The sequence below is a fragment of the Caballeronia sp. SL1002 genome (genome assembly GCF_057814995.1).
In genome coordinates this window covers 588253-606164 of the sequence record NZ_JBYMUW010000004.1, presented here as the reverse complement: position 1 = coordinate 606164, position 17912 = coordinate 588253, and the positions used below count along the sequence as shown (strand labels likewise).

The window sequence follows — 17912 nt, the reverse complement described above, 5'->3', positions numbered from 1 at the left end:
AATCCGCACGAACATGCCTAACGGAAGGTCTATTCGTGAAAAAAATCGCTGCCTTTGCGCTGACTGCGCTCGTCCTCGCCGGCTGCTCGTCCACCGGAACCGAGGCGGAGCGAGCACAGCAATTCATCCATAATCAAAACAGTCTGGTCACAGCGCAACGCAATGCTGCGGTCGAATGCGACGCGACGAATTGCGATACCGCCTGGGCGCTGACGAAACGTTATATCGAGCAGCATTCCGAGACGCACGTGACGCGCGCGGACGCGGTCGCAATCGACACCGACGTGCCATCCGGTTCGGGCAGCGCCGCGTATTCCGCGACGCGCGTTGCGAAAGGCGAAGGCGCGACGATCACGCTCTTCGCGCAATGCCGTGGCATGTACGGCGCTGAAGACGCGAAAGGGTCGGACTTCGACGAGTGCGCCGAAAAAATTCTCAAGACCCAGAACGGCTATGTAACGTATCTCCGGTCCAACGCGTCCGGGAAATCTTAAGCTAAAGGCTCGGCCGTCAGGTCCGCTTGCCGAATCGCTGCTCGACGGATTGCGGAATATTCGCGGGTGTCACCACGACGACCGACGAAGACGGGCCGACCGCTGACGCGGGCAGCAACTTATGAAAATGCATGATGTGATGGCACGCGGCGCGCATGTCCTGCCGCAAGTCATGGTGCAGGACGGCGCTGAGTTTCCCCTCGCGCAGCAACGCGACGTTGTCGCGGTCCAGATCATGGCCGATAAAGCACTTCGGCGTCTGCCCCATCGACTTGAGCGCCCGCAGGATTGCCGCGTTGCCGCCGCCCATCGAATACACCGCCACGATTTTCCGGTCTGATCCGACGGCTCGCCTGACCCGCTCCTCCGTCTGGGCGTCGAGACCGTGACCGCCGCTGGCATCGACGAGGGCGAGCTTCGGATATTGCCGCTGCAACGCCTCGCGAAAGCTGATCTCGCGCTCTTCCTCGCCCCTGAATCGCTCGTTGCTCATCGTGATGAGGACGTCGCCTTCGCGACGCGCGAGCCATTGGCCGATGAGATACGCAGCGGTCGCGCCGGCCATACGATTATCCAGCCCCGCATACGCGACACGCGGACACTGCGGAATGTCCGTAAAGATAGTGATGACGGGCGTGCCTCGCTGCTGCAGTTCGGCAACCACGCCAGCGACCTCGGGCACATTGCGCGCCTTGAGCAACACGCCGTGACTGCCGCGCCGGCCGATCGCCCTGAGCGCGTCCACGACATCGGCCGTCGTCATCGTGTCCTGCATCAGGAAGCGCGGCCGGAACACCGCCGGTTGCAGGCCCGACAGTTCCGCCTCCAACGCTTCGCGCACCTCGTCCGAAAATCGGCGCGGCGCTTCGACGACAACATCGATCACGAGCTTGCGCCCGTTGGTCGCCAACTGAAATTGCTGCTTCTCCAGTTCCTCTATCGCGTGCTGAACGCGCTGGCGCGTGTGCTCGCGAACGTGTTGCCGTCCGTTCAACGCCCGATCGACCGTAGCGAGTCCGAGCCCGGCCTGAAGGGCGATTTCCTTCATGAGAAATCGATGAGCCACCGCCGCCGCGTCTCCGATTGATGTGTTTTTGAGGTTTTCATGGTAACGCAGGCGCGCCCTTGCGGGCTATTGTTGTGGCAACAACAGAAGGAGACACCATGAGCGCAATCGAATCCCCTCAGGACGCGCGGCCGCGCCACGGGTATCGCGAAGAGGACTGCACGATCGAGGCGTTCGCTGACGCGCTTCGTCCTCGTCGCGACGATGTGCGGCCGCGCCATGCCTCCGCGACGGTCGATCACGTTCCGCTCTACGACTGCCGCGAACTCACCGCGATTCTCGCGGACGCATCGCAGCGCGCCGGTTTGCTCGCCGAGTGGGCGAGCGTATTGAATACCGGCGCGGGCGTGCTCGTGCTGAAACACGTGTACTCCGACACCGCGCCGATCGACGAAGCCACGCAGGTCTTCGAGTCGATCATCCGCGAGGAGCGCGAGGCGGGCAGTGCGGCAGCGGATCATTTCGCGAAGGCGGGCGCGAACGACCGCATCTGGAATGCGCAGGAAAAGCTGTGTCTGCGGGCGCCTTCCGTGTTCGCGCGGTATTTTTCGAGTGCGGTGCTTGGCGCGATTGCGGAGGCGTGGCTCGGTCCGCATTTTCAGGTCACGTCGCAGGTCAATGTGGTGCGGCCCGGCGGCCAGGCGCAACAGGCGCATCGCGATTACCACCTCGGATTTCAGACAGTGGCCGAGGCGGAGCGCTATCCCGCGCACGTTCACGCGATGTCCCCGTTTCTCACGCTGCAAGGCGCGGTGGCGCACAGCGACATGCCGGTCGAAAGCGGTCCGACCAAGTTGCTGCCCTTTTCGCAGCGTTATGCGGAGGGTTATCTCGCGTGGCGTCGTCAGGACTTTCGGGATTACTTCGAGTCGCATTACGTGCAGTTGCCGCTCGAAAAGGGCGATGCGCTGTTCTTCAATCCCGCGCTTTTTCACGCAGCGGGGTCGAACCGGACCGCCGATGTGAATCGCATGGCAAACCTGCTGCAGATTTCGTCGGCGTACGGCCGCGCGATGGAGTCCCTCGACCGCACCGCGATGTGCGAGACGTTGTATCCGGTTCTGCTGGATCGAATGCGTGCTTTGGACATCACCGGGCAAGACGCCGGCGCGGTGATTGCATCGTGCGCCGAAGGCTATCCGTTCCCGACTAATCTCGACCGCGATCCGCCGCAAGGCGGCCTTGCACCAGAGAGCCAGCAGGGTTTGTTCCGCCGCGCGCTGGCGGCGCAGTGGACTACGGACGCATTCGTCGCCGCGGTTCGCGAGCAGGCCGGACGGCGCGAGCCTTGAGCGCGGCTTATCCCACCGAGCCCTGCCGCATCGCACGGCTTGCGGTCGATGCCTGAAGCGGCGATGCGGGAGGCGGCGTTGCCGCGCGTTGCTCGGTGCCGAAGCGGGCTACCGAAAACATGAAGGTATTCACGCCGTGCGCGCTTGTTGCCGATACGCCGCCGCGATGCATCTCCGCTACCGCCTTCACGATTGCGAGTCCGAGCCCGTGATTCTCGCGGCTGTTGGTCCGCGAACTCTCGGCGCGATAGAAGCGGTCGAACAGGTGATCCAGCTTCGAAGGCTCGATCGACTCGCCCGGATTCGCGACCGCGATGTTGATCCGCCCGCGTTCGCGCGCAATCGAAACCGAGATGGTCGTGCCCGGCGCGCAATGCTGGACGGCGTTCATCACGAGATTGGTCAGCGCGCGGCCGAATAGCGACGTGTTCACGAAAGCGCGCGCATCGCCCGTCGATACCGCGCGCACCTGCGCATCTTCCAGCGGCATCTCCAGAAAATCGAGCGTGCGCGCGACTTCGGCCGCGAGCGACACTTCGACGAGTCCCGTCGCGCGTTCGCCCTGATCGGCGCGCGCAAGGAACAGCATGTCGTTGATGATCGCGCGCACGCGTTCGAATTCTTCCAGGTTGGATTGCAACGTATGGCGCAGTTCGTCGATAGAACGGTCGCGTGTCAGCGCCACTTCGGTCTGCCCGATCAGGATCGTGACCGGCGTGCGCAATTCGTGCGCGACATCGGCATTGAACGATTCGAGCCGCGCATAAGCGCCGTCGAGACGTTCGAGCGCGCCGTTGAACGACTTCGCGAGGTCGGCCAGTTCATACGGCAGCGAGCGCGTGTTGAGCCGCTGCGAGCGGTTGTTGGGACTTACATTGGACGCGTCCTTCGTGAGTTGCGTGAGCGGCGCCAGCCCGATCTTCGCGACCGAGTAACTCAGCAGCAACACGGTGATGGTGCCGAGCGCCGTGAGAGCGGCGAGCGCGAAGCCGAAGACACGCATCGTCCGGACGTTGGGCGAACAGTCGATGGCGATCTGAAGTTGCAGCGGCGGCCGCTCGCCGATGGCGGGAATCGTGACGGCGGTCAGCAGCATGTCGTATTTGCGGCCGGTCGGGCGCATCCGCACGTAGCCGCCGGGAAGATTTTTTTGCACGCTGCCGGTGAGCGGCGTGCCGTAGGTGAAGCGCGGGTCGTCGCTCGATGCCGCGAAGAGCGTCGAGCGGTCGCGCGGCGTGATGTCGGCGAGCTTTTCCTTCGCCATCTTCCACTTGTCCGGCGTGTACGCGTGCAGGACGATGAGCCGCGCGATCTCGGCGCGCGTATCGAGCGATTCACGCAGATGATGTTCAAGCTGCGAGCGCAGTACAAGGAAGAGGCCGGTGCCCACCAGCGTGAACACGAATAGCGCGACCACCGCGAACATCGCGGCCAGGCGCCGGGAGATCGAGTGCTTCATGGTGTCCTCGCATCTTCGCGAATTTCGCGAATGTCGCGCACTTCGAGTACGTAGCCCATGCCGCGCACGGTGTGCAGGAGCTTGGTGCGAAACGGGCCGTCGAGCTTCGCGCGCAGCCGCTTGATCGCGGTTTCGACTACGTTGGTGTGGCTCTCGAAATCCACTTCCCAGACGAGTTCGGTGATCGCGGTCTTCGAGAGAATGTCGCCGTGGCGCCGCGCGAGCACGCTGAGTAACTGGAATTCCTTGGCGGTCAGATCGAGCCGCACGCCATCGCGCGTCGCCCGTCGGCCGATCAGATCGACATATAGATCGCCGATCGAAATCAGCGTCGACTCTTGCGAACGCGTGCGCCGCGCGAGCGCATGCAGACGCTCGACCAGTTCGAGAAAGGAGAAGGGTTTCGTGAGGTAATCGTCGGCGCCTTCGCGCAAGCCGCGCACGCGGTCGTTGATGTGATCGCGTGCGGTCAGCATGATGACGGGCGTCGATTTTTGCGCGCGCAGCGCCTTGAGCACGGCGAAGCCGTCGCGCTTGGGCAGCATGACGTCCAGCACGATCACGTCGTAGTCGTATTCGACGGCGAGATGCGTGCCTTCCTCGCCGTCGAGCGCGACATCGACTACCCAGCCTTGCTCCGTCAAGCCCGAGCGCAAGTAATCCACCACCTTGTGTTCGTCTTCCACGATCAGGACTTTCATGCCAGCCTCTATGTCCGCTTCATACTTTTGACTTCTACTATACGAGCGTTAAGCGCGATGTGCTTCTGCGACTAGCGCGCCGCTTGCTCGCTCGTGACCTGCCAGCCGCCGCCCAGCGCTTTCACGAGCGACACGGAGAGCGTCATTTGCTGTCCATGTATCTGTACGTCCTGGCGCAAACTCGTGAGGAGCGACTGCTGCGCGGTGATGACGTCGAGAAACGCGACGAGGCCGCCCGAATAACGGTCGTTGGCAAGCGAAAGCAGGCGTTGCGCGTCGTCCACGGCCGCGTGCGATTGCTTGGCGGCACCGTCGAGCACCGACAACCCGGCGATACCGTCCTGCACCTGCTCGAATGCATTGAGTACCGTCTGACGATAATTCGCCTCGGCTGCCTTGTAGCCTTCGTTGGCGAAGTCCACGTTGGCCGAACGCCGGCCGCCGTCGAAGATCACCTGGCTCGCCATCGTGCCGAGCGTCCACAAGAGGCTCGGTGCGGACAGCAGGTTCGCGAATTCGGTGCTCTCCCAGCCGATGTTGCCGTTAAGCGTGAGGCTCGGGAAAAACGCCGCCTTCGCGACGCCGATCTGCGCGTTGGCGGCCGCCATCGCGCGCTCGGCGGATGCGATATCGGGACGGCGCTGCAACACATCGCTCGGCAGACCGAGCGGGATCGGCGGGACGGCGCTCGTCACCACTTTCGGTTCGATCGAGAACTGCGGCGCAGGGACCCCAGCGAGCGCGGCGATCGCGTGCTCGAATTGCGCGCGCTGCGTTTGCAGCAATTGCGCCTGCAGCCGGGTCGTATCGAGCAGCGACTGCTGTTGCAGCACGTCGAGACCCGACACCGCGCCCAGATCGTGTTGCGACTTCACGTAGTCGAGCGCTTTCGTCTGCAGCGCGACCGAGCGATTCAATACGTCGATCTCGGCGTCGAGTTCGCGCATCGAGAAGTAATCGGTGGCGAGGTCGGTCGTGAGAATGAGCCGTGCGTTCGCGAGATCGTCGCCGGACTGCTGCGCGGATGCCGTCGCGCCTTCGACTTGTCGCGAGATGCGGCCGAAAAGATCGGTGTCGTAGTTGATCGCGGGGCCCAAGCGCAGATCGTTCTGCACGGTCGAATGATTCGGCAGCGTGTAGCTCGTCACGGGCCGGTTGCTCGAAATGCGCGCGCGCGATGCATCCGCCGATAAATCGAGTTCCGGCACGCGCTGCGCCGCCGTGTTCGCGAGCGTCGCCTTCGCCTGCGCGTAGTGCGCGCTCGCGGCGACAAGCGTCTGGTTCTGCGCGAGCGCCTGCGTTTCGAGCGTATCGAGTTGCTCATCTTCGAATGCACGCCACCAGTCGGCGGCGATCGGCGCGTGCGACGGCTCGGCTAGCCGCCAGTACGAATCGGTCTTCCACGTGGGCGGCGTATCGGCGTGCGGCTCGTGGTAATCGGGACCGAGCGTGCAGGCCGATAACGCGAACACGCTCAACACGCTCAACACGCTCAACACGCTCAACACGCTCAGCGCCGTGGATGCGCGCGTCATGATGCCTTCTTCTCTTTGGATTTCGGCGCGGCGATCAGCACGTGATCGCCGTCCGCGATGGAATCGCTCGGGTTGATGATGACCCGGTCGTTCGCCTCGATCCCGCTCTCGATTTCGAGCGATTGCCCGAGATCCTGCGCGATATCGACCTTGCGCAACTGAACATTGCCGTTTGCATCGACCACGGCGAGCCGCGGCCCTTCCGAGCGGAACAGAAGCGCGTTGCCGGGCACGAGCAGGCGAGCGTGCGCGACCGCCGGCAGCGCGACCTGAACATAAGCGCCCGGCCGCAAGCGGCCATCGGGATTCGGCAACGTCACTTCGACTTGCAGCGACCGCGTGGGCACGTCGATCGCGCCGGAAAGATGCGTGATCGTGCCGTGAAATTGCTGGCCCGGAAGTTCCGCCTGCGAGACGACGACTTGCTGGCCGACGCTCACGTTCTGCGCATATGCCTGCGGAAGCTGCACGTAAGCGCGCAACGGATCCGACTGCGCCAGCGCGAAAAGCGCGCGGCTCGCGCCGCTGCCCGCGTCGATCAAATCGCCGACATCCACGTTGCGTTGCGTCACGACACCCGCGAACGGCGCAACGATCCGCTTGAACGATTCGAGTTGGCGCAAGCGGCGCATGTTGGCATCGGCGGCGGCGAGATTGGCGACGTCCTGGTTGTAGGCGCTTTGCCGTTCATCGAGTTCCTGTTGCGAGACCGCATCGCGTTGACGCAGTTGCTGCCAGCGCGCGAACGAACTTTTGGCAAGGCCGAGGCTCGAATCCGCCTGCTCGCGTTGCGCCACGGCTTGCGCGAGTTCCTGATCGATCTCGGGTGTATCGAGGTCGGCGAGCAACTGGCCCTGCTTCACGCGCGCGCCGATATCGACGTAGCGGTGCAGCAGATAACCCGTCGCCCGCGCGTAGATCGGCGACTCGACGAAGCCGCGCAACGTGCCGGGCAAGAGCGTCTCGCCGCCGTTCTCGGTCTGCGTCGGCGTGACGACGTTGACGTACTGCTTGGCGTTCTGCTGTGTGGTCGCGGCCACCGACCGGCTGTGCAGGATGTTGAAGATCACCGTGCGCGCCGCGCCGATCGCGAGCAGGACGAGCACGATCAGAAGCGCGATCTTCGCGCGCCGCCACTCCACCTGGCGAGGCGGCAATGCATGACCCTCGTCGGGGTCGCGGGCCGGGATCGCTAGCGATGCGTGAGTTTTCTCGGTCATGTCAGTCAGCCGTTGGGAGTTGCTTCATGGTTGTCCTTGCCGTCATCTTCGTGCGGCTCGTTGTCGTGCGGCTCGTTTTCTCGACGCTTCGCTTCGCGGCGCGCGAGGCGGCTATGGATACTCGCGAAGATCACCGGCACGAAAAAGAGCGTGGAGACCGTCGCGAACAGCAGCCCGCCGATCACCGCGCGCCCGAGCGGCGCGTTCTGTTCCGCCCCTTCGCCGAGTCCGAGCGCCATCGGAATCATGCCGATAATCATCGCGAACGCGGTCATCAGCACGGGCCGGATGCGGCTCGCGCCTGCTTCGAGCGCGGCCGTGAGCGGCGGCGCGCCGGCGGTCAGCCGCTGGCGCGCGAACGACACCATCAGGATACTGTTTGCAGTAGCGACGCCCATCGTCATGATCGCGCCGGTGAGCGCGGGAACGCTCAGGTGCGTGCCGGTCAGGAACAGCATCCAGATGATACCGGCGAGCGCGGCGGGCAGCGCGCTCACGATAATGAGCGGATCGATCCACGACTGAAAGTTCACGACGATCAGCAGATACACCAGCACAATCGCCATCGCGACGCCGACGCCCAAGCCGAAGAACGAGCTCTGCATGGTCTGCACCTGACCGCGCACGACGATCTGGCTGCCGCGCGGCAACGCGTGTTGCGCCTCGCCCACGAGCGCGTTGACCTGCCGTGCCACGCTGCCGAGATCGCGTCCTTCGACGCTGACGTACAAGTCGATCACCGGCTTGATGTTGTAGTGCGTGACGACCGCGAACTGGTTTTGCGGCTTGAGCCGCACGAGGTTGCCGAGCAGTTGCGTCGGTCCGTTGACGCTCGCCGATACGGGCGTGCGCAGCAGTTCGTCGATGGACGACACTTGATACTGCGGCGTCTGCACGGCGAGGTTGTACTCGACACCGTTCTTGCTGTTGAACCAGAAGCCGGGCGCGGTTTGCGAGCTGCCGGAGAGCGAGATCAGCACGTTCTGCGCGACGTTGCTTGCGCTCAGATTGAGCTGTTGCAGGCGCGTGCGGTCCATCTGCAGATTGATCGCCGGTTCGTCGAGCTTCTGCTGGATGTGCGTATCGACGGTGCCGGGAATCATGCGCACTTGCTTGAGCAGTTTGCTCGCCGCCTGAAAATTGCCGCGCTGATCGGTGCCGGAAATCTGAATGTCGATGGCGGCGGGCAGGCCGAAGTTCAGAATCTGCGTGACGATGTCGGCGGGCTGGAAGAAGAAATCGACGCCGGGGAAACGCTGCGGCAGGATTTCGCGCAGCTTGTCGACATAGGTTTGCGTCGGCTCGTGGTCCGGCGTGAGCGCCACCTGTATTTCGCCGTCGAGCGTGCCGATCGTTCCCGCGTTGCTATACGAAAGGTTGATGCCGCTATAAGGCAGGCCGAGGTTGTCGAGGATCGTCGAGAGTTGTTCGGGCGGGACGACCTGACGCACCACCTTTTCGACTTCGTCGGCGAGCCGCGCCGTTTCCTCGATCCGCGTGCCGGTCGGCGCGCGCATGTGCATGCGGATATCGCCCGCATCGACGCTCGGGAAGAAGTCCTCGCCCAGCACGAACACGAGCCCCGCCGACAGCAGGCAGAAGCCGAGGAAGAAACTCGCAAACACGCGGCGACGCACGAGCAGGCTGCTCAAAATGACGATATAAGCCGCGCGCATACGTTCGAAACCGCGATCGAAACGCTTGTAGAGCCGCGTGAAAAGACCGTCCTTCGCGCCGGGTTTCGGTTTGTGCGCGTGGCCCATCAGCAACATGGCGAGCGTCGGCACGAGCGTGCGCGACAGCACGTAGGACGCGAGCATCGCGAACACGACCGCTTCCGCGAGCGGCACGAAAAGAAACTTCGCGACGCCCGTCAGGAAGAACATCGGCACGAACACGATACAGATGCACAGCGTCGAGACGAGCGCGGGCACCGCGATCTCGCCCGCGCCGTCGAGAATGGCGTCGTGCAGATTGGTGCCGAGATGCAGATGCCGCTCGATGTTCTCGATCGTGACCGTCGCGTCGTCCACCAGAATCCCGACCGCGAGCGCGAGGCCGCCAAGCGTCATGATGTTGATGGTCTGGCCGAGCGCATGAAGCGCGAGCAGCGAGGACAGGATCGACAGCGGAATCGATACTGCGATGATGCAGGTGCTGCGCCAGTTGCCGAGAAAGAGCAGGATCATCGCGGCCGTGAGCGCGGCCGCGATCAGCGCTTCGCGCACCACGCCCTGCACGGCGGCCTTCACGAACACGGATTGATCGAAGAGGGCGGTGATGTCGAGGTCCGGCGGCAACGCCGCGCGCGCGCCGGGCAACAAATCATGCAGCGTATTGACGATGGAGAGCGTGGAAGCGCTGCCGTTCTTCAGGATCGAGATCAGCACGCCGCGATTGCCGTTCTGCCGCACGATGTTGGTCTGCGGCGAGAAACCGTCGCGCACGTGCGCGACTTCGCGCAGGTAAGTGGTCGCGCCGTTGAGCGTGCGCACCGGAATGTCGTTGAGACCTTCGACCGTCGCGGGCGAACCGTTCATGTTGATCGTGTATTCCTTCGGCCCGATTTTCGCGGTGCCGGTTGGAAGGATCAGGTTCTGCGCGTTGACGGCGCTGACGACATCCGACGGCGTGAGCCCTTTGGCAAGCAGCGCGCGCGTATCGAGATCGACGGAGATGAGGCGCGACTTGCCGCCGTACGGGTAAGGCACGGCCGCGCCCGGAATCGTGACGAGCTGCGGGCGCAGGAAGTTGAGCGCGGTGTCGTTCAGGTCCTGCTCGGAGAGCTTTTGGCTGGACAGGCCAAGCTGGATCACCGGAATGCTCGACGCCGAATAGCTGATGACGAGCGGCGGCGTTGCACCCGGCGGCATCTGCTTTAACTGCGCCTGTTCGACGGCGACGGTCTGCGCGATCGCCGTTTGTATGTTGGCGGTTGGCTGCAGGAACAGCTTGATGATCGCGATGCCGGGCAGCGACTGCGACTCGATATGTTCGATGTCGTTGACGGTCGTCGTGAGGCTGCGCTCATTGACCGACGTGATCCGGTTCGCCATGTCCTCCGACGAAAGCCCGGTGTAATTCCAGATGATGCTGACGACCGGAATGTTGATATCCGGCAGCACATCGACAGGCGTGGTCAGCAACACGAAAGGCGTTGCCAGAAGAATCATGATCGCCATCACGATGAACGTGTATGGCCTCTTGAGCGCAACGTTGACTATCCACATTCAGGCGTGCTCGATGCATCCGGCGATAAGGGACCGGCGAAGCCGGATCGGGCCGCTTCGCCAGTGTTCGGAAAACTCGGGGAATCGTCGGGCGCGGGTGCGCAATGGCTGCGGTCCGCTGACGATGACCGCGCGAGGGAAATTGAATCCTCCGAGTCTCGCGCGAGCCGGACACCATCTTAGTGTGCCGGTGCCAACGCCAACATGACGCGAAAATGGCAGAACGGTCAGGAAAGGACGAAATGCGCGGTGCTCATCGAGCGCGCGGGTCCGGTCGGTTCAACCGGGAATGCGCGCGGGCTCGGAGCGGGGCAAGATTTGCAGGGAAACGAAGGCGAAACTTAACGCTAGTTACCCGATGCAGCCGGACCGGAATTCGACGTTCCTTCCGCCGACGGTCCGTAGCTCGTCATGCCCGGCTTGGCCGCCATGTTCTCGGATTGCACCTTGGATTCGGCGGCCTGGAGCTTGCTCGGATATTGCGCGTCGCGCTCGGCCGGCTCGTAGCCCGCCTTTTCCAACTGGATGAGATCGCCGCGAACTTCAGCCCGCGTCACGGGTTGTTCGTCGGACTGCGCCATCGCGACGATCGGCGAGACGGCTAGGGCGACGACTACGGCACGGATCAATGTCTTCATGGTGAGCTCCTGAGCGGTGGGAAATGGGCGTGATCCGCGCTCGTCGAGCGCGAAACACGACGAGGCTCAGTGTATTGCTCAGACCGTGACGGGATGCTGGCGTCGAGATGGCGCAGCGGTCAGATTCACGCCGGACCCGAAATGAGTCCGCGCGCGTGACGGGAAAACCTACGGCGCGACCTTGTCGATCTGATCGTATACACGATTGAGCCAGACCTTCACGCGCTGGCGTTCCAGCATGCCGAGGCCGGTGGTCGCACGATCCGGATGATGCGCGGCGGCCCAGAAGCTGGAATTGCTCTGATCGATTTTCTGCATCGTGCCGTCGGGGAGATGGCGCAGCGAAACAATGCTCGCGCCCAGCGCTTCCGCGCGCTGTCGTTCACCCGAGGCTTCCAGCAATTCGAAACGGTCGCCGCGAATCTCGTTCAGCACGATCACGAGCCGCAACTTGCCGCCGAACTGGTCGAGCCATTGGCGCAGCAGATCGACCGAATCGCGGCCCGCATCCATGACGTGCCACCACGTCAGCGCGATGCCGCTTTCCTGCGCGATGCCGAGCACGTCGGCGTCGTCGAACCACTTGGAGACCGACTGCTGGGTCTGCGCCGCGAGATCGACCAAGATGCGGCGGCCGGGCTGTTCGAGCGCATGTTCGATGATCGGGTCGAGACTGTCGTGGCCGTCGAGCGTGGCGGGCGCGGCGAAACCCGCGTAGTAGCGCAAGAGCGCGCCGTGGGACCGGTCGGTGTCGAAGCCCAGAAAGGGCAGATTGCGATCGATGAAATACTGCGCGAGCACGCGGGCGACGAGCGATTTACCCACGCCGCCTTTTTCCCCGCCGATAAAGTGCACGAAGCTCATGTGTTCGAATCCTTCTTGTTCTAAGTGAGTCTGCGATTGAGGCCCGCGATGCGACGCGGTCTGGGCGCACAGGCTACACGGGCAAAATTCGCGCGGGCGCGGTTTTGTCCCGAGAAACGCGCCCATGCATCATGCCTGCGGATTGTGACCGGCCGCTTCCCTCTTTTCTGCGACTGCCCTAAACCGTGCGACCGTGCGCCGATCATGCCCAGCATTGGTGCGTGTACGCCAATAATGCGTTCGGGTTTTGTCCTCTTGCCGCGGCTTCATTATGTAGTGTCATATGTCCCTTGTACGCTCCGCGCTGAGGAACGCGCGTCCCGGACAATCCCGATGCGTTGTGGCGCAACTTGGCGTACTTGTTGCTTTAACTAACCCGTTCACTTTTCGCGGGTGCGCGTCGGGAGAAATTCAGGCGTTGCGCATCGCACGTTCGCGCTGGCCGCGCGAGCGGAGAATGACCGCATCGCGTATCGATGCGGGTAGCGCTCGCGCGTGTGTCGACTCCATGCGGCCGCATCGCAAGCAGCGAACGCACGCACAAAAAAGCCGGGGTCGAGCCCGGCATGCACTTCACATGGACGACGGGTTTATGACGCAAGCTTTCTTCAATGAAATGTTCGAGCGCGCCGAACTGCAGGCAAGCGGCGTGTCGCCGGCGGCGTTCAGCGGTGCGGGCGATCCGCGCAAGCACTACCTGGAGTTCATGAGCTGGCTTGCCACGCAGAGCGAGCAGCAGATCCGCAACAAGCGCGCGGAAGCGGACCTGAACTTTCGCCGCGTCGGCATCACGTTTGCCGTGTACGGCGCGAAGGACGAACCCGGCGTCGATGCCGAGCGCACCATTCCGTTCGACGTGATCCCGCGCATCTTCCCGAGCGCCGAATGGAAGGCGCTGGAGCGCGGCCTGCGACAGCGGGTGAACGCGCTCAACCGGTTCATTCACGATGTCTATCACGACCAGGACATCATCCGCGCGGGCATCATCCCGGCCGAGCAGATTCTGAACAACGCGCAATACCGCCCGGAGATGAAGGGCGTCAACGTCGTGCGCAATATCTACGCGCATATCGCGGGTATCGATATCGTGCGCGCCGGGCAGGGCGAGTTCTACGTGCTGGAGGACAACCTGCGCGTGCCGTCGGGCGTGTCGTACATGCTCGAAAACCGCAAGATGATGATGCGCCTCTTCCCGGACCTGTTCGCGCGCAACCGCGTCGCGCCAGTCGCGCATTACCCGGACTTGCTGCTCGATACCTTGCGCGCCGCGGCGCCGGATGGTGTCGATAACCCCGGGATCGTCGTGCTGACGCCGGGCATGTACAACTCGGCCTACTTCGAGCACGCGTTTCTCGCGCAGCAGATGGGCGTCGAACTGGTCGAAGGGCAGGATCTCTTCGTCGATAACGACCATGTGTACATGCGCACCACGCAAGGGCCGCAGCGCGTCGACGTGATCTACCGCCGTCTCGACGACGACTTCCTCGATCCGAACGTGTTCCGCTCCGACTCGACACTCGGCGTGCCGGGACTGATCGCGGCGTATCGCGCGGGCAAGGTGTCGCTCTGCAATGCGGTCGGCACTGGTATCGCCGACGACAAATCGGTCTATCCCTACGTGCCCGACATGGTGCGCTTCTATCTCGGCGAGGAGCCGATCCTCAACAACGTGCCGACCTTCATGTGCCGCAAGCCCGACGACCTGAAGCAGGTGCTCGACCGGCTGCCAGAACTCGTCGTGAAGGAAACGCACGGCGCGGGCGGCTACGGCATGCTCGTCGGCCCGGCGTCGACCAAGGCGGAGATCGAGGCGTTCCGCGCGGCGCTCATCGCCAATCCCGACAAATACATCGCCCAGCCGACGCTCGCGCTGTCCACCTGCCCGACTTACGTCGAGGCGGGCATCGCGCCGCGTCATATCGACTTGCGGCCGTTCGTGCTATCCGGTAACGATGTTCGGATGGTGCCGGGCGGACTCACGCGCGTGGCGTTGCGCGAAGGGTCGCTAGTCGTGAATTCATCGCAGGGCGGCGGCACGAAGGACACCTGGGTACTTGAACGCTGACAAGAACGAGTTGAGCGAACACGCCGAAGGACACGCTGACGGACACGTCGGAACATTCAACGAGAGTCGAACAAGAGGACCGGAGCACCCATGCTGAGCCGTACCGCCGATCATCTCTTCTGGATGGCGCGCTATACCGAGCGCGCCGAAAACACCGCCCGGATGCTCGATGCGAACTACCAGTTGTCGCTGTTGCCCCAATCCGACGAATACGCGGAACTGGGCTGGCGCGCGATGCTGTCGATTTCCGAGCTTTCCGGCGATTACGCCGCCGGCCATCAGGGCATGAAAAACCGCGACGTGATCGACTTCATGGCGCGCGATCTGTCGAATCCGTCGTCGATCATGAGTTGCCTTCGCGCCGCGCGCGAGAACGTGCGCGCCGTGCGCAGTTCAACCAACAGCGAGTTGTGGGAGAGCCTGAACACGACGTGGCTCGACGCGCAGCGGCTGCTTGCCGATGGCGTGCTGGAGCGCGATCCCTACGAGTTTCTCGAATGGGTCAAGTTCCGCTCGCATTTGTCGCGTGGCGTACAGCTCGGCACGCTGGTGAAGGACGACGCGTTCTGGTTCATGCGGCTCGGCACGTTCATCGAACGCGCCGATAACACCGCGCGTATTCTCGACGTGAAGTTCGAGATGCTGGAGCAGCGCGCCGATACCTCCGCTCAGCCGTTCGATTACTACCACTGGACCGCGGTGTTGCGTTCGGTATCGGGCTTCGAGGTGTACCGGAAGGTGTATCGCGATGTGATTACGCCGGAGCGCGTCGCGGGCCTCCTGATTCTTTACGGCGACTGGCCGCGTTCGCTCGCGGCGAGTATCGCGGAGGTGCAGCAGTTGATCGGGCGCGTGATGAACGGGCGCAGCAGCGAGACTTCGCGGCTCGCGGTCGAACTGTGCGAAGAACTGGCGCAGGGCAGGATCCAGGACATCATGAAGAGCGGGCTTCACGCGTATCTGGTCAGCTTCCTCGCGCGCGTGAACGATCTCGCGGGCCGGATCAGCCGCGATTTTCTGGTGCCGCTCGCGCCCAAAGACGCCGCCACGCAAACGCAGGACGGCCAGACGCAAACCCTGCAGCCGATGCAACCAATGGCGCCGATGGCGCCGATGGAAGAACCCGCGCAGCCGGTCCCGCCGGCCGCGTAGCTCAGTAATCCGGCTCGCAGATCACCAGAAACCGGTTCAGCAGCGATGTGCCGAACGTATTGCTGATGGCGACGTCGGCGGCATCGCGGCCGCGCGCCATCAGGATGCGGCCGGTGCGCGGCGCGTTGTTGCGCGGATCGAAGGTCTGCCATGTGTTGCCGAGGTAGACCTCGAACCACGCGCAGAAGTCCATCGGCGCGTAGGGCGGAGGAAGACCGACATCGCTGATGTAGCCCGTGCAGTAGCGCGCCGGAATGTTCATCGCGCGGCAGAGCGCGACGGCGAGATGCGCGTAGTCGCGACACACGCCCGCGCCGTCCTGGAACGTTTCCCAGGCGGTTTTGGTCGGCCGTGCACAGTTGTAGTCGAAGCGGATGTGGTTATGCACGAAATCGCAGATTGCCTGCACGCGAGCGCGCCCGAGCGGTGTATGGCCGAACATCTGCCACGCGGCGTTCGAAAGGAGATCGGTTTCGCAGTAGCGACTGCCGAGCATGAACATCATGCACTCGTCGGGCAGTTCCTCGATGCTGTGCTGATAACCGTTCGTTTCGGGCACTTCGTGGTGCGGAGGCACCTCGAAGACGCCTCGCGCCGACAGCGTCAGGATGCCCGGCGGTGCGGTCATGCGCGTACACAGGTTGCCGAACGAATCCTGATACTGCGTGAGCGGGACATGCGGGTCCGTGTAAATGTGGTCCGGCACGACCATGTCCTGCGCGCGCGAGAAGTGCGTGTTCAGCATCAGCAACATCGGAGTGGGTTGCGGACACTCAAAAACCAGTTCGTATCCAACGCGAAGTCTCATCAAAGGACCTTATTTCGGTGATACAGCATTGGAACGATCAGAAAGTCAGCAGCCGCTGTTGTTTGCTGCGCTGCTATTACGAAGCAATAGCTGTTCCACCGGACGCGGTCGGCTCAGACGCAGTCGGCTCAGACGCGGTTGGTTCGACCGCAGTTGGCTCGGGCGCGGAAGTTTGCGGGTTGTTCAACGCGTCCTCGGGATCGCTGATCTGCTTCGGCATCGGTTCGTGCGATGTCGCTCCCGCGTGGGCGATGACCTTATGAACAAAGCGCAGCTTCTCGATCACCTTCGGCGCGAGCGTGAACGGATAAGCATCGGCGAGGCCGAGGCTGCGATTCAGGCTGTTGAGCGCATAGGTCAGCGGAAACCAGCGCTTCATCAGGTTATCGAAGCTCTCGCTTTCGATCGGCGAACTGTCGGTCAGCGTCGGCTCGTTCTTAGCGTCGGGCTTGAGTTCGAGGCCGCAGGCGGCGGCGGTATCGATCGTATCGACGATGTGAAGGTAATGCGCCCAGGTCTCGGCCCAGTCTTCCCACGGATGAGTCGTCGCGTAGGCGCTCACGTAGGAGAGGTCCCAATCGGCGGGCGGACCGGATTCATAGTGAGCCTTCAGCGCTTCGCCATAATCGGCGCGCTCGTCGCCGAAGAGTTCGCGAAACGGCTCTTCCCATTCTGTACCGGTAACAAGGCGGTCGAAATAGTAGTGTCCGATTTCATGCCGGAAATGCCCCAGCAAGGTGCGATAAGGCTCGCCCATCTCCTTGCGAACTTTCTCGCGATGCGCGTCGTCGGCTTCCGCGATGTTCATCGTGATGAGGCCGTTGTCGTGTCCCGTCAGCACCTTCTCGCCGACGCCGCTGTCTTCGAGAAGCTCGAACTGGAGGCCGCCTTCGGGATTGGTCTTGCGCGATTCAACGTGAAGGCCGAGCGCGGCGAGCGCGTAGAGCAGACGCCGCTTGGCGGTTTCAAGCCGATACCAGTACACGCGGTTCTCGGGCACGGACAGATTCGGGATCGTGTGGCCGAGGCTGCACGCGGGACACAGGACGTCGGGCGAATCGGCGGGCAGCATCCAGTTGCACACGTTTTCCAGCGCGTAGTTGTTGCATTGCTTGTATAGCGCGCCCCCCGCCGACTTGTGGAGATTACTCCACAGGCCCTCGTCGGCCGGCTCGAACGCGCATACCTCTCCGAGCTCGGGCACGTAGCCCAGCAGCGCGGCGCAGGACTCGCATTTCACGTTTTCGAAGAAAACGTGTTGTTGGCAGCGATCGCAGTGAAATGTTTTCATGGTAGACAGTTGGATGGGGGCGGAACGAAACGTGGCGCATCGGAAGCAGACAGCAAGTGACGTGCCTTGGAGTGTCGACGGCGCGACATTGCCGGCG

At 63.1% G+C, this 17912-nt stretch carries 14 protein-coding genes; 4 read left to right on the top strand and 10 right to left on the bottom strand.

The window, feature by feature from the left end; genetic code table 11:
• Positions 1-35 precede the first annotated feature (35 nt).
• Complete coding sequence (locus AC3D25_RS24240; RefSeq protein ID WP_488891007.1) at positions 36-494, top strand: hypothetical protein; 459 nt, start codon at positions 36-38, stop codon at positions 492-494.
• Between the two features lie 16 nt (positions 495-510).
• Here AC3D25_RS24240 and AC3D25_RS24235 read toward each other — a convergent pair whose 3' ends face one another.
• A complete protein-coding gene (locus tag AC3D25_RS24235; RefSeq protein WP_488891006.1) occupies positions 511-1542 on the bottom strand; it encodes a LacI family DNA-binding transcriptional regulator in 1032 nt (343 codons plus the stop codon).
• 116 nt (positions 1543-1658) lie between these two features.
• On the opposite strand from AC3D25_RS24235, the gene AC3D25_RS24230 reads away from it, so the two are divergent.
• Entirely contained in the window at positions 1659-2852 is a 1194-nt protein-coding gene (locus AC3D25_RS24230; protein WP_488891005.1) for a phytanoyl-CoA dioxygenase family protein, read from the top strand.
• 7 nt (positions 2853-2859) lie between these two features.
• Here the strand turns inward: AC3D25_RS24230 and AC3D25_RS24225 are convergent, their stop codons facing one another.
• The 7 genes from AC3D25_RS24225 to AC3D25_RS24195 form a co-directional block, all read right to left on the bottom strand.
• Positions 2860-4311 (bottom strand): heavy metal sensor histidine kinase, encoded by a 1452-nt coding sequence (locus AC3D25_RS24225; RefSeq protein ID WP_488891004.1) that lies wholly within the window; start codon positions 4309-4311, stop codon positions 2860-2862.
• Positions 4308-5012: a heavy metal response regulator transcription factor gene (locus AC3D25_RS24220; RefSeq protein ID WP_488891003.1), complete on the bottom strand. Its 705-nt coding sequence runs from the start codon at positions 5010-5012 to the stop codon at positions 4308-4310. Before AC3D25_RS24220 ends, AC3D25_RS24225 begins: the two co-directional genes overlap by 4 nt.
• Before the next feature lie 71 nt (positions 5013-5083).
• The gene (locus tag AC3D25_RS24215; protein WP_488891002.1) at positions 5084-6547 is read right to left on the bottom strand and encodes an efflux transporter outer membrane subunit; all 1464 of its coding nucleotides are present in this window, start codon (positions 6545-6547) and stop codon (positions 5084-5086) included.
• Positions 6544-7767, bottom strand: coding sequence for an efflux RND transporter periplasmic adaptor subunit (locus AC3D25_RS24210; RefSeq protein ID WP_488891001.1), 1224 nt, complete (start codon positions 7765-7767; stop codon positions 6544-6546). Before AC3D25_RS24210 ends, AC3D25_RS24215 begins: the two co-directional genes overlap by 4 nt.
• 5 nt (positions 7768-7772) lie before the next feature.
• On the bottom strand, positions 7773-10997 hold the full coding sequence (locus tag AC3D25_RS24205; protein ID WP_488891000.1) for an efflux RND transporter permease subunit: 3225 nt from the start codon (positions 10995-10997) through the stop codon (positions 7773-7775).
• A 347-nt stretch (positions 10998-11344) separates the two neighbouring features.
• Positions 11345-11635, bottom strand: coding sequence for a DUF4148 domain-containing protein (locus AC3D25_RS24200; protein WP_488890999.1), 291 nt, complete (start codon positions 11633-11635; stop codon positions 11345-11347).
• Between the two features lie 168 nt (positions 11636-11803).
• Positions 11804-12499, bottom strand: a complete 696-nt coding sequence (locus AC3D25_RS24195) for a nucleotide-binding protein (protein WP_488890998.1) — start codon at positions 12497-12499, stop codon at positions 11804-11806.
• A gap of 592 nt (positions 12500-13091) precedes the next feature.
• Between AC3D25_RS24195 and AC3D25_RS24190 the strand changes: the two genes are divergently transcribed.
• Together AC3D25_RS24190 and AC3D25_RS24185 are read left to right on the top strand one after the other, a co-directional pair.
• Positions 13092-14564 carry a circularly permuted type 2 ATP-grasp protein gene (locus AC3D25_RS24190; RefSeq protein ID WP_488890997.1) on the top strand — a complete coding sequence of 491 codons (1473 nt, stop codon included), beginning with the start codon at positions 13092-13094 and terminating at the stop codon, positions 14562-14564.
• Positions 14565-14654: 90 nt separating this feature from the next.
• A complete protein-coding gene (locus tag AC3D25_RS24185) occupies positions 14655-15716 on the top strand; it encodes an alpha-E domain-containing protein (protein WP_488890996.1) in 1062 nt (353 codons plus the stop codon).
• Position 15717: 1 nt separating this feature from the next.
• On the opposite strand, the gene AC3D25_RS24180 is transcribed toward AC3D25_RS24185, so the two are convergent.
• Positions 15718-16524 (bottom strand): transglutaminase-like domain-containing protein, encoded by an 807-nt coding sequence (locus tag AC3D25_RS24180; protein ID WP_488890995.1) that lies wholly within the window; start codon positions 16522-16524, stop codon positions 15718-15720.
• Positions 16525-16600: 76 nt separating this feature from the next.
• Positions 16601-17815, bottom strand: coding sequence for a zinc-binding metallopeptidase family protein (locus AC3D25_RS24175; RefSeq protein ID WP_488890994.1), 1215 nt, complete (start codon positions 17813-17815; stop codon positions 16601-16603).
• Positions 17816-17912 lie beyond the last annotated feature (97 nt).

What these genes read in the sequence shown, in the direction of transcription:
- AC3D25_RS24235 (WP_488891006.1), bottom strand. Translation starts at nt 1,542, where the DNA reads ATGAAGGAAATCGCCCTTCAGGCCGGGCTCGGACTCGCTACGGTCGAT.
- AC3D25_RS24230 (WP_488891005.1), top strand. Translation starts at nt 1,659, where the DNA reads ATGAGCGCAATCGAATCCCCTCAGGACGCGCGGCCGCGCCACGGGTAT.
- AC3D25_RS24225 (WP_488891004.1), bottom strand. Translation starts at nt 4,311, where the DNA reads ATGAAGCACTCGATCTCCCGGCGCCTGGCCGCGATGTTCGCGGTGGTC.
- AC3D25_RS24220 (WP_488891003.1), bottom strand. Translation starts at nt 5,012, where the DNA reads ATGAAAGTCCTGATCGTGGAAGACGAACACAAGGTGGTGGATTACTTG.
- AC3D25_RS24215 (WP_488891002.1), bottom strand. Translation starts at nt 6,547, where the DNA reads ATGACGCGCGCATCCACGGCGCTGAGCGTGTTGAGCGTGTTGAGCGTG.
- AC3D25_RS24210 (WP_488891001.1), bottom strand. Translation starts at nt 7,767, where the DNA reads ATGACCGAGAAAACTCACGCATCGCTAGCGATCCCGGCCCGCGACCCC.
- AC3D25_RS24205 (WP_488891000.1), bottom strand. Translation starts at nt 10,997, where the DNA reads ATGTGGATAGTCAACGTTGCGCTCAAGAGGCCATACACGTTCATCGTG.
- AC3D25_RS24200 (WP_488890999.1), bottom strand. Translation starts at nt 11,635, where the DNA reads ATGAAGACATTGATCCGTGCCGTAGTCGTCGCCCTAGCCGTCTCGCCG.
- AC3D25_RS24195 (WP_488890998.1), bottom strand. Translation starts at nt 12,499, where the DNA reads ATGAGCTTCGTGCACTTTATCGGCGGGGAAAAAGGCGGCGTGGGTAAA.
- AC3D25_RS24190 (WP_488890997.1), top strand. Translation starts at nt 13,092, where the DNA reads ATGACGCAAGCTTTCTTCAATGAAATGTTCGAGCGCGCCGAACTGCAG.
- AC3D25_RS24185 (WP_488890996.1), top strand. Translation starts at nt 14,655, where the DNA reads ATGCTGAGCCGTACCGCCGATCATCTCTTCTGGATGGCGCGCTATACC.
- AC3D25_RS24180 (WP_488890995.1), bottom strand. Translation starts at nt 16,524, where the DNA reads ATGAGACTTCGCGTTGGATACGAACTGGTTTTTGAGTGTCCGCAACCC.
- AC3D25_RS24175 (WP_488890994.1), bottom strand. Translation starts at nt 17,815, where the DNA reads ATGAAAACATTTCACTGCGATCGCTGCCAACAACACGTTTTCTTCGAA.